Annotated in this window: 6 protein-coding genes; 4 read left to right on the plus strand and 2 right to left on the minus strand. The window is 70.5% G+C overall.

Going from position 1 to position 16,783, the window contains the following annotated elements; all coding sequences use genetic code 11:
* The first annotated feature begins 294 nt into the window (after positions 1 to 294).
* Both pulA (BLR49_RS13945) and pulA (BLR49_RS10075) read left to right on the plus strand, forming a co-directional pair.
* Positions 295 to 6,576: a pullulanase-type alpha-1,6-glucosidase gene (gene pulA / locus BLR49_RS13945; RefSeq protein ID WP_218121348.1), complete on the plus strand. Its 6,282-nt coding sequence runs from the start codon at positions 295 to 297 to the stop codon at positions 6,574 to 6,576.
* Between the two features lie 379 nt (positions 6,577 to 6,955).
* The gene (gene pulA, locus BLR49_RS10075) at positions 6,956 to 9,796 is read left to right on the plus strand and encodes a pullulanase-type alpha-1,6-glucosidase (RefSeq protein ID WP_092537245.1); all 2,841 of its coding nucleotides are present in this window, start codon (positions 6,956 to 6,958) and stop codon (positions 9,794 to 9,796) included.
* Between the two features lie 92 nt (positions 9,797 to 9,888).
* Here the strand turns inward: pulA (BLR49_RS10075) and BLR49_RS10080 are convergent, their stop codons facing one another.
* Positions 9,889 to 11,310 (minus strand): replication-associated recombination protein A, encoded by a 1,422-nt coding sequence (locus tag BLR49_RS10080; RefSeq protein WP_092537247.1) that lies wholly within the window; start codon positions 11,308 to 11,310, stop codon positions 9,889 to 9,891.
* 396 nt (positions 11,311 to 11,706) lie between these two features.
* Between BLR49_RS10080 and BLR49_RS10085 the strand changes: the two genes are divergently transcribed.
* On the plus strand, positions 11,707 to 12,666 hold the full coding sequence (locus tag BLR49_RS10085; RefSeq protein ID WP_092537249.1) for an SPFH domain-containing protein: 960 nt from the start codon (positions 11,707 to 11,709) through the stop codon (positions 12,664 to 12,666).
* 31 nt (positions 12,667 to 12,697) lie between these two features.
* The gene (locus BLR49_RS10090) at positions 12,698 to 12,970 is read left to right on the plus strand and encodes a type II toxin-antitoxin system antitoxin (protein WP_092537251.1); all 273 of its coding nucleotides are present in this window, start codon (positions 12,698 to 12,700) and stop codon (positions 12,968 to 12,970) included.
* A gap of 1,222 nt (positions 12,971 to 14,192) precedes the next feature.
* Here the strand turns inward: BLR49_RS10090 and BLR49_RS10105 are convergent.
* Positions 14,193 to 16,748, minus strand: a complete 2,556-nt coding sequence (locus BLR49_RS10105; protein ID WP_092537253.1) for an excinuclease ABC subunit UvrA — start codon at positions 16,746 to 16,748, stop codon at positions 14,193 to 14,195.
* Between the last annotated feature and the right edge of the window lie 35 nt (positions 16,749 to 16,783).

The raw sequence follows: 16,783 nt of genomic DNA on the forward strand, positions 1-16,783 counted from the left end.
TAGTGGTGGACGCGGGTTAGACCTCGGGGACGCTGGGCAACCCGCGAGGACGCTTGCCCGGAGGGCGTCTTCGGCGGTCGGAGCGCGTCCTCGAGGGTGGGAGTGCGTGCTCGGCGTCGGGACCGCGCCCTTGGCACTTTTGCCGACCTCGGTGTGCAAGGTTCATGCAAGGGTTGCAGATCGCGGTTTCATGTCGTAGCCTCGAGTGACCCTATCCGGCCCCGTCAGGCTCCGGCCGGATCCCAATCTGCTCGCCATGACGCGGGCATGACTTGCACAGACGAAGGAGTCACCGTGCGCTTGCATTCCTTGCACGCCAGGCGGCACAAGCGTTCCCGCGCCCTCGGCGCCATCGCCGCCACCGCTCTGACCCTGTCTACCGGCGCCATCGGCCTGGCCGCGCAGCCCGCCATTGCCGCCGCAGACGAGGCCGCTCCGGGCTCGGTCGCCCTGGTCGGCTCTCTCCAGGATGAACTCGGCTGCGGCGCCGACTGGGACCCCGCCTGCGACGTCACTGAGCTGACCGACGCCGACGGCGACGGCACCTGGGAGTACACCGCCACCGTCCCGGCCGGCTCCTACGAGGTCAAGGTCGCCCTGAATGACACCTGGGACACCTCCTACGGCAAGGACGGCGGTGCCGACAACATCCCCCTCACCCTGGCCGGCGACGCCGAACTCACCTTCACCTGGAACCAGGACAGCCACCGCATCGGCCTGGCCTCTGCCGACCTTGACGGCGCCTACACCGACGCCGACGCCGCCCTGGCCGCCGCCCCCGTCCGCCAGGGCACCGGCGAGCAGTTCTACTTCGTGCTCACCGACCGCTTCGCCAACGGTGACACCTCCAACGATGCCGGCGGGCTCACCGGCGGCAGCGACATCACCGGCTTGGACCCCACCGACAAGGGCTACTACCACGGCGGGGACATCCAGGGCCTGATCGATCACCTGGACTACATCCAGGACTTGGGCACCACCGCCATCTGGCTGACCCCCTCCTTCACCAACCAGGCCGTGCAGGGCACCGGTGAGAACGCCTCGGCCGGCTACCACGGCTACTGGATCACCGACTTCACCTCCATTGACCCGCACCTGGGTGGCAATGAGGCACTCGCGCAGCTCCGGGACGCGCTCCATGAGCGCGGCATGAAGCTGTACCTGGACATCATCACCAACCACACCGCCGACCTCATCAGCTACGAGGAGGGCACCTACACCTACGTCGAGACCGCGGACGTGCCCTACACGGACGCCGCCGGCAATGTCATCGACATCTCCGCGCTGGCAGGCCGGGTCGACTTCCCGACCCTCGACGCCGCCACTTCCTTCCCCTACACGCCGGTGCGCAACGGCGACGTCATCCCCGAGGCGCTGAACGACGTCACCCTCTACCACAACCGCGGCGACTCCACCTGGACGGGGGAGTCCACCACCATGGGTGACTTCCAGGGCCTGGACGACCTGATGACGGAGAACCCGGTAGTCGAGCAGACCTTCGAGGAGATTTACACCGCCTGGATGGACTTCGGCGTCGACGGCTTCCGCATCGACACCGTCAAGCACGTCAACTACGAGTTCTGGCAGGCCTGGACCGCCGCCATCGACGCCCACGCCGAGGCCACCAACCCCGACTTCTTCACCTTCGGCGAGGTCTACGACGCCGACGCCACCAAGACCAGCCCCTACGTGCGCGGCACCGGCATGGACGCCACCCTCGACTTCGCCTTCCAGGCCGCCGCCCAGGGCTTCGCCAAGGGGCGGCCGACGACGAACCTCGGCACCTTCTTCGCCACCGACGACTACTACACGACCACGCACTCCAGCGTCTACGCCGAACCGACCTTCCTCGGCAACCACGACATGGGTCGCATCGGCTACCTGCTGGGCGGTGGCTCCGGCAGCGAAGAACTGCTGGCCCGCTCCGAGCTGGCCCACTCGCTGATGCTGCTCACCCGCGGCCAGCCGGTCATCTACTACGGCGACGAGCAGGGCTTCGCCGGCTCCGGCGGGGACAAGGACGCCCGCCAGGACATGTTCGCGACCCGGGTGGACCAGTACGCAGGCGAGCAGCTCATCGACGGCACCGTCGCGGGCTCCACCGATCGCTACAACACCGACTCCGCGCTGTATCAGCACATCGCCGAGCTGTCCCAGCTGCGCGCCACCTACCCGGCCCTGTCCACCGGCTCCCAGATCGAGCTGTACTCCCAGGACTCCGCGGGCGTGTACGCCTTCGCCCGCGTGGACCGCGACGAGAAGGTAGAGCACCTGGTCGCGCTCAACAACGCCGGCGAGGAGCAGACCGTCACCCTGACCAGCCTCACCCCGGGTGCCGCCTACACCCCGCTGTACGGCACCGACAAGGCGGTCACGGCCGACGGCGACGGCAAGGTCACCCTCACGGTTCCGGCCCTGGGCGCCGTCGTCCTGCGGGCCGACGCCACCGTCGCCGCCGCCGCGGACCAGGCCGTCACCTTCACCACCCCCAATGGCGCCAACCTGTCCGGCTCCACCGCCGAGATCGCCGCCATCACCGCCGCCGACCGCTGGGCGGAGACCACCTTCTCCTACCGGCCGCTCGGCACCGACGAGTGGACCGCCGTCGGCACCGCCGAGGACGACACCCCGCGCGTGTACGCGGACCTCAGCAACCTGTCCGCGGGCACCGTCCTGGAGGTGCGGGCGGTAACCACCGACGCCGACGGCAACCGGGCCGCCGCCTCGATCCTCGCCGTCGTCGGCGCGGACCTGTCCGGCGCGCAGCCGCAGGCCGACCCGGAGGCCCCCATCGACGGCCTGGAGGTCACCATCCCCGGTGACCACAACACCGAGATGGGATGCATCAGCGACTGGCAGCCCGACTGCGAGCAGGCGCTGCTGACCCAGGACTCGGCCTCCGGCCTGTACACCGGCACCTTCGACATCCCCGCGGGCACCTGGCAGTACAAGGTCGCCATCGGCGGCACCTGGGACGAGAACTACGGCGCCGACGCCGTCGCCGGCGGAGACAACATCTACTACACCACCGCCGGCGGCCCGGTCACCTTCTTCTACGACGCCCGCACCCACCAGGTGTGGAACGACGCCGAGGCCCCGGTGGTGACCCTGCCCGGCTCCTTCCAGGACGAGCTCGGCTGCGCCTCCGACTGGGACCCCGCCTGCCTGGCCTCCATCATGCGGCCCGCGGGGGAGGGCAAGTGGACCTTCTCCACCGCGGCGCTGCCCACCGGCGCCTACGAGGTCAAGGTCGCCGTAGGCCGCTCCTGGGATGAGAACTATGGGGTCGACGGCGTCGCCGGCGGCGCGAACTACTCCTTCTCCGCCACTGCGGGCAAGAGCGTCGTCTTCACCTATGACGAGTCCACCCACCTGCTGACCATTGAGGTCACCGACCCGCCTGCCGCCGGCACCGGCGAGGAGCGCGCCTACTGGATCGACTCCACCACGCTGGCCTGGCCGGTGAGCCTGCTGCCCGACGGCGTGACCCGCGCGGACGTGGTCGGCGACGACGGCACTGCCGTAGCCGACGCCCCCATCAGCCTGGGCCTGGTGCTCGCCCCCGAGGGCGGCGCCACCCTGAGCGACGGACAGGTGACGGGCGGCACCGAGACGCCGCTGCGCGTGGTCGGCAACCTGCCCGACGACGTCCTGGCGGCGCACCCGAACCTCGACGGTTACATCGCCGTCTCACTGACCGACGCGGACGGCAACGCCCTGCTGTCCGAGGAGGAGGTCGCCGAGGCCCTCAAGGGGCAGGTGTCCGTGGTTCAGCGCTCCTCCGGGGACGCGGCCGGCTCCGGGGTCACCGCCTTCACCGGCGTGCAGACCGCACCCGTGATCGACGCCCTGTACGCCGACGCCGCCGCCGAGGCGCCGCTGGGCGTCACCTTCACCGACGGCGTCCCCGAGTTCGCGCTGTGGGCGCCCACCGCCCAGGCGGTCACCCTGCTGACCTGGGACACCGGCTCGGCCACCGGTTCCGCGGCCCTGGTGGACGGCGACCCCGTGCGCACGCCCGCCGTGCGCGGGGACGATGGCCGCTGGACGGTCGATAACGCCGACGGCGGCATCACCGCCGGCTGCCAGTACCAGTGGGAGCTGCAGGTCTACGCCCCCAGCACCGGGAAGGTGGAGACCAACCTGGTCACCGACCCCTACTCGGTGGGCTTGACCCTCAACTCTGCGCGCTCGGTCGCCGTCGACCTGTCCGACCCGGACCTGGCCCCCGAGCAGTGGGCCTCCACCGCCTCCCCGCAGGTGGACTCCGATGCGGGACGCACCATCTACGAGCTGCACGCGCGCGACTTCTCCGCCGCGGACGCCACCGTCCCGGAGGCCTATCGCGGCACCTACAAGGCCTTCACCGTCTCCGACTCCGACGGCATGAAGCACCTGGCCGAGCTCGCCGACGCGGGCATCGACACCATCCACCTGCTGCCCACCTTCGATATCGCCTCGATCGAGGAGGATCGCTCCGCGCAGCAGACCGCTGACATCCCCGCCGATGCCGGACCGGATTCCACCGAGCAGCAGGCGGCCGTGTCCGCCGTCAAGGACGCCGACGCCTACAACTGGGGCTACGACCCCTACCACTACACGACCCCCGAGGGCTCCTACGCCACCGAGGGCAACCAGGACGGCGGCGCCCGCACCGTGGAGTTCCGCGAGATGGTCGGCTCCCTGCACGCCACCGGGCTGCAGGTGGTCCTGGACCAGGTGTTCAACCACACCGCGGGCGCCTGCCAGGACGCCACCTCCGTCCTGGACCGGGTGGTGCCCGGCTACTACCAGCGGCTGGACGCCAAGGGCGACGTGCTCACCTCCACGTGCTGCCCCAACACCGCCACCGAGAACGCGCTGATGGAGCGGCTGATGATCGACTCCGTGGTCACCTGGGCGCGCGACTACCACGTCGACGGGTTCCGCTTCGACCTGATGGGCTACCACTCGGTGGACACCATGAAGAAGCTGCGCGCCGCACTGGACGAGCTCACCCTCGAGAAGGACGGCGTGGACGGCTCGGCCATCTACCTGTACGGCGAGGGCTGGAACATGGGGGAGATCGCGGACAACGCCCTGTTCACCACCGCCACCCAGGGGCAGCTGGATGGCACCGGCATCGGCACCTTCAACGACCGGCTGCGCGACGCCGTCCACGGCGGTGGCCCCTTCGACGATGACCCGCGCATCTACCAGGGCTTCGGCACCGGCCTGTACACCGACCCCAACGGGCTGTCCGACAGCACCGAGGAGCAGCAGCTGGCCGACCTCGGTCACCTGACCGACCTGGTCAAGCTGGGCCTGGCCGGCAACCTGAAGGACTACTCCTTCACCCAGTCCGACGGGACCGTCAAGCGCGGGGCGGAGATCGACTACAACGGGCAGGCGGCCGGATACGCCTCCAGCCCGGAGGAGACGATCAACTACGTCGACGCCCACGACAACGAGACCCTGTTCGACCTGGGCGTGTTCAAGCTGGCGACGGACACCCCCATGGCCGACCGGGTGCGCATGAACAGCCTCTCGCTGGCCACCGTCGCCCTGGGGCAGTCGCCGTCCTTCTGGGCGGCGGGCACCGAGATGCTGCGCAGCAAGTCGTTGGACCGCGACTCCTACAACTCCGGGGATCACTTCAACGCGATCGACTGGACCGGACAGGACAACGGCTTCGGCGCCGGGCTGCCCGTGGAGTCCTCCAACGGCTCCAAGTGGGACATCATGCGCCCGCTGCTGGCCGACGCCTCGCTCAAGCCGACGGCTGAGGACATCGCCACCTCGAACGCGCAGATGCTGGACATGCTGCGGATCCGCACCTCGACCCCGCTGTTCCGCCTGGGCTCGGCCGATGCCATCCAGGCCAAGCTCTCCTTCCCGAACTCCGGGACCGAGGCGACGCCGGGCGTGATCGACATGTTCATCGACGACACCCTGGGCGACGACGCGGACGCCTCCCTGGCGGGCGTGCTGGTGGTCTTCAACGCCTCCGATGCGCCGGTCAGCGAGACGATCACGGACCTGGCCGGCCGGGAGTTCGTGCTGCACCAGGTGCAGGCCGACGGCGCCGACGCCGTCGTCAAGGGCTCGACCTTCGACACGGCCACCGGCACCGCCACCGTCCCGGCGCGCACCGTGGCGGTCTACGTGGAGAAGCAGGCGGGCGGCACCGCCGGGCCCACTGCCGAGCCGACGGCGGAGCCCACCGCCGGGCCCACCGCCGAGCCCACGGCGGAGCCCACTGCCGAGCCGACGGCGGAGCCCACCGCCGGGCCCACCGCCGAGCCGACGGCGGAGCCCACCGCCGGGCCCACCGCCGAGCCCACCGCCGGGCCCACCGCCGAGCCGACGGCGCCCACCGCCGGGCCCACGGCGGCGGCGAGCGCCTCCGCGCAGGACGGGGGTGCGCCGTCGGGCCAGGGTGCGACCGGGGCCGCCGCCTCGGCCACTGCGGCCCCCGGCAAGACCGGCACCGGCCCGCTCGCCCGTACCGGCGCGGAGGCCGTCGTCCCGCTGATCGCCATGGCCGTGGCGCTGATCGTGGCGGGAGTGCTCCTGGGTCGGCGTCGCCGCGCCTGAGCCGCAGCGCCCACCACTGAGGGGCGGCGCCCGGGACCATCCGGCCTCGGGCGCCGCCCCTCGTTCGCGCCCGTGGCCGGGGGTCGTCTACTACGCCGGTTCGTGCTCTAGTACGCCACTTAGGCGTGTGTTGAAGGGCTGCGGGCCCTTCAGCAGAGGTCTAACCGGCGTAGTAGACGCCGAAGGGGCGTACCCAAGGGTCGGCCGGCCCAGCAGACGGTGCGGCGGTAGGCGGTGGAAGTGGGCGCGGGGGGCGAGGAGCCGGAGGACCCGGATGGCGCACCCGGACGGCTGACCGCCACCGCAGTGTCTTGACAGGTGATGGAAGTTCCTGGAAGCGTCGGGTTAGACTCGCGTCAGCAGGCAGAAAGGTGTTCCCATGGCCAATGTCGTCCCGGTGCATCACGACGCCCCGGTCCGTCACGAGCTTCCCGGCGTCGGCGAGGCTCGTGCCTATTGGGTGGACGAGACCACCCTCGCCTGGCCCGCCGACCTGCTGCCGGCCGTGGTGGACGTCGAGGCGCTGCGCGTGCGCCCGCCGGTCGGATCCCCGGCACATACCCCGGTCACCTTCGGCCTGATCGCCGCGCCCGAAGGCGGCGCCCGGATCGTCGACGGCATCCTCCAGTCGGGTCCCGATGCCGAGGAGATTCCCCTGTGCATCCACGGCTCCCTGGAGGACCTGCTCGGCGAGGAGGCCATGGCCGCTCACCCCGCCCTGCGGGGCTACCTGGGACTGTCCCTGGAGGACGAGTTCGGCAGCCGCCGCGTTGAGCGGGAAGACGTCATGATGCTGCTGTCCGGCCAGCTCGCGGTGGTGCAGCGCACCGCCGCCTCCACCGGGGGCTGGGTCACCGCCTTCACCGGCGTGCAGACCTGGCCGCTGCTGGACCGCCTCTACGCCGACGCCGCCGCCCGGGACGGCTCGGCCCCGCTGGGCGCCGTCCTCGGCCCCGACGGCGCCCCCGCCTTCGCCCTGTGGGCTCCCACCGCCGTCGACGTCGCCCTGCTCGCCTGGCCCACCGGCGACCCCACCGGCTCCGTGCCGCTGGCGGAGGGCGACCCGATTCGCGTGGCAGCAGACCGGGCCTACGCCGAGTACTGGGACGGCCGCTGGGAAGTGGACGCCCGCACCGCTGCCGCCGCCGGCATCGACGCCGGCTCGCAATACCTGTGGGAGGTGCGCGTCTACGTACCCGCCACCGGGGAGATCGAGACGAACCTGGTCACCGACCCCTACTCGCGGGCACTGACCGTCGACTCCCGCAGGAGCGTCGTCGTCGATCTGAACCAGCGCGCCCTCAAGCCATCCTCCTGGCGGGAGAACCTCAGCCCCGTCGTCGTGTCGGACGCGGCCCGCGCCATCTACGAGCTGCACGTGCGCGACTTCTCCGCCGCCGACGCCTCCGTCCCCGAGGAACTGCGCGGCACCTACGCCGCCTTCTCACTGCCCTCCGAGGGCACCCGTCACCTGCGGCGGCTCGCGGCCGCCGGCATCGACACCCTCCACCTGCTGCCCACCTTCGACTTCTGCTCCGTCCCGGAGGACCGCTCCGCCCAGCGCACCCCGCGCGTTCCGGACCACGCCTCCCCGGCCTCCCGCCGCCCGCAGGCCGCCATCGCCGCCGTCGCCGATCAAGACGCCTACAGCTGGGGCTACGACCCCTGGCACTGGCAGGCCCCCGAGGGGTCCTACGCGCGCGAGGGCCGCCAGGACGGCGGGGCGCGCGTGCAGGAGTTCCGGGAGATGATCGGCGCCATCCACGGCATGGGCCTGCAGGTGGTGCTCGACCAGGTCTTCAACCACACGGGGGCCTCCGGGCAGGACGCCCACAGCGTGCTCGACCGGATCGTTCCCGGCTACTACCACCGCCTCGACGCCGCCGGGAACATGGAGATGTCCACCTGCTGCAACAACATCGCCACCGAGCACCGCATGGCGGAGCGGCTCATGATCGACGCCTGCGTGTCATGGGTGGTCGACTACCGGGTCGACGGGTTCCGCTTCGACCTGATGGGCTACCACTCGCTTCAGACCATGGCGCGGCTCCAGGAGGCCCTGGCCGAGGTGGCCGACGACGCCGTCGGCCACCCCATCTACCTGTACGGCGAGGGCTGGAACATGGGGGAGGTGGCGGACAACGCCCTGTTCACCCAGGCCACCCAGGGGCAGGCGGGCCGGCTGGGCATCGGCACCTTCAACGACCGCGTCCGCGACGCCGTCCACGGGCGCAGCGATGACACCGATCCGCGGGTGCCGCAGGGCCTGGGCAACGGCGAGCTCACCGACCCCAACGGCTACGACGACCGTTCCGAGGAGACCAAGCGCGACGATCTTGCCTGGCGCGCCGACCTGGTGCGCCTGGCCCTGGCCGGGAACCTGTGCGACTTCGAGCTGCCCGGCCCCGAAGGGCAGTGGGTCCGGGGCGACGAGATTCGCTACGGCGACGAGGCCGCCGCCTATGGGATTGCGCCGGTCGACTCCATCAACTACGTCGACGCCCACGACGACGAGACCCTTTACGACCGGCTCGCCTACAAGCTTCCGCCCGGGACCCCCATGTCCGAGCGCATCCGCATGAACACCCTGTGCCTGGCCACCGTGACCCTGGGGCAGTCGCCGTGCTTCTGGGCGGCCGGCACCGAGCTGCTGCGCAGCAAGTCGCTGGACACGGACTCCTACAACTCCGGCGACCACTTCAACGCCATTGACTGGACCGGGCGCGACAACGGCTGGGGCCGGGGCCTGCCGCCCGCCGCCCGCAACTTCGACGCCTGGGTGGTGCAGGCCGGGATCCTCATGCGCGAGGACCTGCGCCCCTCCCCGCAGGACATCGCCACCGCCCGGGAACAGGCGCTCGACCTGCTGCGGCTGCGCCGCTCCAGCCACCTGTTCTCCCTGGGGTCGGCTGAACTGATCCGTGAGCGGGTGTCCTTCCCCACCGGCGACTTCGATGTGCCCGGGCTGGTGATCATGCTGGTCGACGACGGCGCCGGCGCCGACGACATCGATCCGGACCTGGACGGGCTGCTGGTGGTGATCAACCCCGCGCCCACCACGGTGGAGCAGCGGGTGGACGCGCTGGTGGACCGCTACTTCGAGTTGAGCGACATCCAGATGGAGGGCGCCGACCCGATCGTCAAGGACACCCGCTTCGACGCGAACACTGGCACCATCACCGTCCCCGGCCGTACCGTCGCCGTCCTGTACGAGCGCTGACCGCACGTTGCGTGCCTGCGGCTCCGCCCCCTCCTCCTCTTCGCCGAGATCGGTAGAAGTTACGTGCCGAGATCGGTAGATATGGCGGCGGCTCACTGTTCAGCGCGCAGCTTGGCGCGCAGGCCCTCCCAGTAGGCCAGGCGCTCGCGGATACGGCGCTCGTGGCCGTGATCGGTGGGCTCGTACAGGCGCTCGCGCTGCTCTCGCGGCGGGAGGCCCTCGGGCATGTAGTCGGCACCAGAGAAGCCCTCCGGGGTGTCCGGGTCGTACTGGTAGCCCTCGCCGTAGCCGAGTTCCTTCATCAGCCGGGTGGGTGCATTCAGAATGTGCGCCGGCGGCATGAGCGAGCCGGTTTGCCGAGCCAGTTTCGTCGCCCGCCCCAGGGCCCGGTACACGCTGATCGACTTCGGCGCCGTCGCCAGGTAGACGACCGCCTGGGCGATGGCCAACTCGCCCTCGGGGGAGCCCAGGCGCTCGTAGGTGTCCCAGGCGGCCAGGGTCATCTGCAGGGCGCCGGGATCGGCCATGCCAACGTCCTCGGAGGCGAAGCGCACCAGCCGCCGCGCGATGTAAAGCGGGTCCTCCCCGCCGGCCAGCATGCGCGCCAGCCAGTACAGGGCGGCGTCCGGGTCGGAGCCGCGCATGGACTTGTGCAGCGCCGAGATGAGGTTGTAATGCTCCTCGGAGGACTTGTCGTACAGCGGCGCTCGGGAGGCGACGACGGCGGTCAGCGCCTGCTCGTCGAGTTCGGTCAGCCCGGCTCCGGCGGACGAGCCGGCGGGTGCGACGGCGTCCTTGCCGGCGGCGCCAGCCTTCTCCTGGGAATCCGCATAGCCGATGACCTGCTCGACCATGCCCAGCAGATAGCGCCCATCGCCGTCGGCCATGGCCAGTAGCGCGCGCCGGGCGCCGTCGGTCAGCGGCAGCCTCCGACCGAGCAGCGCCTCGGCGCGGGAGAGGAGCTCGGCCAGGGCGGCGTCGTCGAGCCGGTGCAGCACCAACACCTGGCAGCGGGACAGGAGCGCGCCGTTGAGCTCGAAGCTGGGGTTCTCGGTGGTGGCGCCCACGAGCACCACCGTGCCGTCCTCGACGTAGGGCAGGAACGAGTCCTGTTGGGCGCGGTTGAAGCGGTGGATCTCGTCCACGAACAGCAGGGTGCCCTGGCCGACCTCGCGGCGACGCGCGGCGGCGGCGAACACCTTGCGCAGGTCGGCCACGCCGGAGAAGGTGGCCGAGACCTGCTCGAACACCAGGCCGGTGCGGTCGGCCAGCAGCCGGGCGATCGTGGTCTTCCCGCAGCCGGGCGGGCCCCACAGGATGATTGAGGCCAGGCGTCCTGCGGCCACCATCCGCCCCAGCGGGGCGTCCGCAGCCAGCAGGTGGTCCTGCCCGACGACGTCATCGAGTGTGCGCGGCCGCAACCGGTCCGCGAGCGGGCGGGTGGGGTCGTCGACGATCGGGCCGCCGCCCTCGGCCGCGGCGTCGAAGAGTGAGGGGGCGTCCTCCGGGCTCATGCCACCAGGTTACGGGGCGAGTCCGACGCTGCGGGCGGGGTAGCTATTGCGGGTGATGCGCCGCCCAGGCGGCCAGGGCGGCGGAGATGGTTGTGCGGGTGCTGGAGGCGGCGGCAGGCGACGTCCAACTGCTCAGGTGGCACGGAATGCACCGCTTTAGGGTGCGGTCCTGTCGCGAAGACCGGGTGCTGCCGCGGAACTGTGCCGTTTTTCGGAGTGGGGGCTGGGTGGGGCGGCTGAAAGTGGTGCATCTGGTGACAGTTGCGGGCCTGCGGGTGGGTAGCGGTCAGGGGTGCGGCTTGTCATCGCCCGAAAAATAGCTATCATATTGCTATAGCCGTCGCGGGAGTCGAGAGGTCTACGCCTCCGCCGCTGTGGCTGGAACTGGAGGTCGCCATGTCCACGACGCCGCGCGTCGTTGTTCCCCAGCAGGACCCCGTCCCCGCCGAGGGGCGTGTCGATATCGCGGAGAGGCCCGCTGCCGGCGCGGGCTCCGGTGCGGCTTTCCTGGTACTGCTCCTGTTGCTGGGGCTCTTCGGCGTGTCCATTGCCGTCTTCGTTGCCGGCGCCGTCGCCGCGGACCGGGGCGAACCGGGCGGGGTGCCGCGCCTGGTCGTAGGCGCCGTGGGCCTGATCATTCCGCTGCTGTTGTTCACCTCCTTCACCATCGTCTCTCCTGGGCAGACCAGCGTGCGCCAGTTCTTCGGCCGCTACATCGGCACCGTGCGCCGCACCGGCCTGGTCCTGGTGCCGCCGCTGACATCCGGCAAGAAGGTGTCCATCAAGGTCCACAACTTCGAGACCAACGAGATCAAGGTCAACGACCTGGACGGCAACCCCGTGGAGATCGCCGCCATCGTCGTCTGGCAGGTGGCCGACACCGCCCGCGCCGTCTTCGCCGTCGAGGCCTATGAGGACTTCATCAAGGCGCAGGCGGAGTCCGCGCTGCGGCACGTGGCCACCACCCACCCCTATGACGAGCCCGGCCCCGGCGAGACCTCACTGCGCGGCGGCACCGACCTGGTCTCCGCCGAACTCGCGGAGGAGGTCGCCGCGCGCGTGGCGATCGCCGGACTGGAGATCATCGAGGTGCGCATCTCCTCCCTCGCCTACGCCCCGGAGATCGCCCAGGCGATGCTGCAGCGGCAGCAGGCCGGCGCGGTGATCGCCGCCCGCGAGCAGATCGTCGAGGGTGCGGTCACCATGGTGGATCAGGCCCTCAAGCGACTGGAGGCCGACGACATCGTCTCCATGGACGACGAGCGCCGCGCCCAGATGGTCTCCAACCTGCTGGTGGTGCTTTGCTCCGACCAGCGTACTCAGCCCGTCGTCAACACCGGCTCCCTGTACGCCTGAGGTCTGTCCGGTTCGGTTACGGAGGCTGCCGATGGCGGGCGGTAAGCGCAAGCAGGTCCTGCTGCGGCTGGACCCGGCGGTCCACGCGGCGATAGCCAAGTGGGCCGCCGACGACCTGCGTTCGGTCAACGCGCAGATCGAGATCATCCTGCGGCGTGCGCTCGACGACGCCGGTCGGGGCGTCAAGGCCGCGCCCATGCGGGGCAGGGGGCGGCCCCGGAAGGGTGCCGACGACGTCGAGGATGCCGAGGGCACGAGTGGTGCCGACGCCTGCGGCGGTGGGCGCGGCGGTGACGGCGGGTGAGTTCGCCTGGTCGGCTCGGGGTGACTGTGATGGGAAACGCGGCGTTGATGTGCCGATGTGCTGATGCGAACAACGCTGGATATCGATGATGATGTTCTCGCAGTGGCGCGGGAGAGGCTTCACCGGGAGGGAATCTCTCTGGGCTGGGCCGTGTCGGACGATGCGCTGCGCGGGATTCGCGGCAACGGGGGCGAAGCCGGCTCTCGCGGCGTGGCGGTCTTTTCACCTCCGGGCGGGCAGTCGGTTTATACGGTGGCTTTGGGCCTCGTTGAGAGGTGCTGCGATGGTGCCGCCTGACCGGCACCCGCGCCTGCTCGACGTCAACGTGATGCTCACTATTTCCCTTGTCAATCATGCTCACCATGAAGCGGCCAGCAATTGGTTTGAAGGTGTGGTGTCTTGGGCTACGCGTCTGTTGGTCACCAACTTCCACCTCATGGACCTGGCGGCGCGCTCCGGACTGTGCTCGCCACGCTCGGAGCGCGTATCCCAACGGCTCTCGCGAAGGAGCACTGCCGCTCAGTGGAGGTCATACCGGTCGACTGAGGTGATGCAGTCCGGATGTGGGGTCGGGGTGTCAGGATTCATGACAAACGGGTTCGACGGTGTTAGCGGTTGTGGGCGAATCGTTGGAATTGTGCGGGTGCCGAATCGGGACCTGTTGGGCGTCGACGGCGTTTGTCATCGATTTTGACACCGCGTCCGCGGGGTCTCGGCGCACAGGCCACCTCGGGGTGGACAGTTCGCGTGTTCCCTGACGGTCCGGCACTTAGCTCGGACGGTTCGCCAAGTATTGCCGCTGGTACGTGCCTCTAAATGGCTGGCTCTAAGGATGGTGCCGGGGTTCGCCCTGGTGCGCTCGCCTGGACCGTCTGGCTTCAGTTGGACCGTCTCAGACGCACTCTCAGACGGTCCAGCTGGAGGAGCGCGGTCCAACTGGAGGAGCGCGGTCCAAGCAGAGGACCGGGATCCAACCGGGTTCGAGTTAGCCTCCGGATGACTCCCAACATCTGTCTTTACAAGATGCCCCGACGCGCGGGCCGACGTGGGGCGAACCGTTGAGTGAAGACGTGAACGGTGACGCCTCGTCCACCGCGCACATCGCGGCCGCCGGGATCCGCCCGTCACTCGTCGGCCTCCGAACTGCCTGATGTTGATGCAGATCCGCGCTTGTCGGGGTGGGGGCCTTCACGTCCCTGGCGCCGCCGACCTAAACCGGTGTTCAGTGCGCGCTGCTTTGAGCTAGATGTTCCGCCAAATAGCGTCCCGTGATTGAAGCCGGATCTGCGGCCAGCTGCTCGGGGGTGCCGGCGGCGACCACGCGGCCGCCGGCCTCGCCGCCGCCCGGGCCCATGTCGATGACCCAGTCGGCGTTGGCGATCATGTCCAGGTCGTGCTCGATCACCACCACGCTGGCGCCCCGCTCCACCAGGCGATCCAGCACGCCCAGCAGCACGCGCACGTCCAGCGGGTGCAGGCCGATGCTCGGCTCGTCGAGCACGAACACCGTCCCGTGCTGGTCGCGGCCCAGGTCGGCGGACAGCTTCAGCCGCTGCGCCTCACCGCCGGACAGGGCCGTGGTCGTCTCCCCGAGCGTCAAGTAACCCAGGCCCAGCTCCGACAACAGATGCAGGTGACGACGCGCCCTGGGCAGGTCGGCGCACACCTGCTCGGCCTCGTCGACCGTCAGCGCCAGCAGCTCCGGCAGGGACAGGCCCGCGGCGTCCCGGTCGCCGTCGGCCAGCACTCGACGGATGTCGCGCGCGGCCTCGCCGTAGCGGGAGCCGCCGCACTCGGGGCAGACGATGTCGACGTCGGGCAGGAACTGCACGTCCAGGACGATCTGGCCGGTGCCGTCGCAGTGCGCGCAGCGCAGCGAACCGGTGTTGTAGGAGAAGTCGCCGGCCCTCAGCCCCGCCTCGCGCGCAGCCGGGGTGCGCGCGTACACGCGCCGCAATTCGTCCATCACCCCGGAGTAGGTGGCCACCGTCGAGCGGACGTTGGTGCCGATGGGGGAGGCGTCGACGACGACCACCCGCTGCGCCTGCTCGGTCTGGATGGAGGTCGCCGGGGCGGGCAGCGGGGCGTCGTCGGCGAGCGCGCGCAGGGCCGGCACCAGCGACTCCAACACCAGGGTGGTCTTGCCGGAGCCGGACACGCCGGTCACGGCGGTGAGCCGCTGCTCGGGGATGGCGACGTCGAGCGCATGGACCGTGTGGATGGGGGCGGTCTCCAGATGCACGGCGCCGTGGGCGAATACCTCTTCGGCCTCGGTGGGTTCGCGGCAGATGACCTCCGCCGCGCCGGTGATGAACGGGGCGATGCGGCTGGCCGGGTCCGCCACCGCCTGCGCCACCGGCGCGTTGACCACGATCTCGCCTCCGGCGTGCCCAGAGCCCGGGCCGATCTCTAGCAGCCAGTCGGCCTGCCGCAGCAGGGCGACGTCGTGATCCACCACCAGCACCGAGTTGCCGTCGGCCAGCAGGTCCCGCAGTACGCCGGTCAGGCCGGCCAGGTTGGCCGGGTGCAGGCCGATGCTGGGCTCGTCGAGCACGTACAGCACCCCGGTGGTGCGGTTGCGCACGGCGCGGGCGAGCTGGACACGCTGCCGCTCCCCGGTGGACAGGGTCGACGACGCCCGGTCCAGGCTCAGATACCCCAGGCCCAGGTCCAGCAGCCGGCGGGCGGTCACGATCAGCTCGTCGACGATCTGCCGGGCCATGGCCACCAGTTCCTGCGGCATGGTGTCCGCAATGCCGGCCGCCCACTCCACCAGCTCGCTGAGCGGGAGCCGACAGGCCTCGTCCAGGCCGATGCCGCGCACCTTGGTGGAGCGCACCAGCTCCGACAGGCGGGAGCCGCCACAGTCCGGGCAGACGGCCTCGTGGAGGAACTTCTCCACGCGCTTCATGCCCCGCTCGTCCTTGACCTTGGACAGCGCGTTCTCCACCGTGTGCACCGCGCTGTAGTAGGTGAAGTCCATTTCGCCGGCGACGCCGGTCTTCTCGTTGACGTAGAGGATGTGCCGCTTCTCCGCGGGGCCGTGGAACACGATCTCCCGCTCGCGCTCCGTCAGCTCGCGGAACGGCACATCGGTGCGCACGCCCATCTCCCGGGCCACGTCCTTCATGAGCGACCACATCAGGTTCTGCCAGGGGGCGACGGCGCCCTCGTCGATGGTCAGCGACTCGTCGGGCACCAGCGTCGCCTCATCCACGGTGCGCACCACGCCCGTGCCCTCGCAGCGGGGGCAGGCGCCCTCGGAGTTGAAGGCCATCATCTCTGCACCCGGCCCGTAGAACTCGACGCCGCAGGCGGCGCAGGTGGTGGGTATCTCCAGGGCGACGTCGGTGCTGGGCGCATTGGCGTGACCGTTCGGGCAGCAATGGGAGCCCAGCCGCGAGTACGCCAGGCGCAGGGAGCTGAGGACCTCGGTGGAGGTGCCGAAGGTGGAGCGCACCCCGGGCACGGGCGGCCGCTGGTGCAGAGCCAGGGCGGCGGGCACGTGCAGCACCTCGTCGACGTCGGGGCGGGCCGCCTGGGTCAGACGGCGGCGCGTGTAGGTGGACAGGGACTCCAGGTAGCGGCGGGCGCCCTCGGCGTAGAGCACCCCCAGGGCGAGGGAGGACTTGCCGGATCCGGACACGCCCGCCACCGTCACCAGCTTCCCGAGCGGCACCTCGACGTCGACGTTCTTGAGGTTGTGGACACGGGCGCCGCGCACGCTGATGGCGGTGGGGGCGGCGGGGGAGGAGTTAGCGGGGACGGCGGTGGACATGGGGCTCACGCTACGTGGAGTCGCCGACGCAAACA

It is taken from the genome of Actinomyces ruminicola (genome assembly GCF_900103885.1).
In the GTDB taxonomy this organism is placed as follows: Bacteria; Actinomycetota; Actinomycetes; order Actinomycetales; family Actinomycetaceae; genus Actinomyces; species Actinomyces ruminicola.

Coding starts and splice junctions, on each gene's coding strand:
- pulA (WP_092537245.1), top strand. CDS start 6,956: ATGGCCAATGTCGTCCCGGTGCATCACGACGCCCCGGTCCGTCACGAG.
- BLR49_RS10080 (WP_092537247.1), bottom strand. CDS start 11,310: ATGAGCCCGGAGGACGCCCCCTCACTCTTCGACGCCGCGGCCGAGGGC.
- BLR49_RS10085 (WP_092537249.1), top strand. CDS start 11,707: ATGTCCACGACGCCGCGCGTCGTTGTTCCCCAGCAGGACCCCGTCCCC.
- BLR49_RS10090 (WP_092537251.1), top strand. CDS start 12,698: ATGGCGGGCGGTAAGCGCAAGCAGGTCCTGCTGCGGCTGGACCCGGCG.
- BLR49_RS10105 (WP_092537253.1), bottom strand. CDS start 16,748: ATGTCCACCGCCGTCCCCGCTAACTCCTCCCCCGCCGCCCCCACCGCC.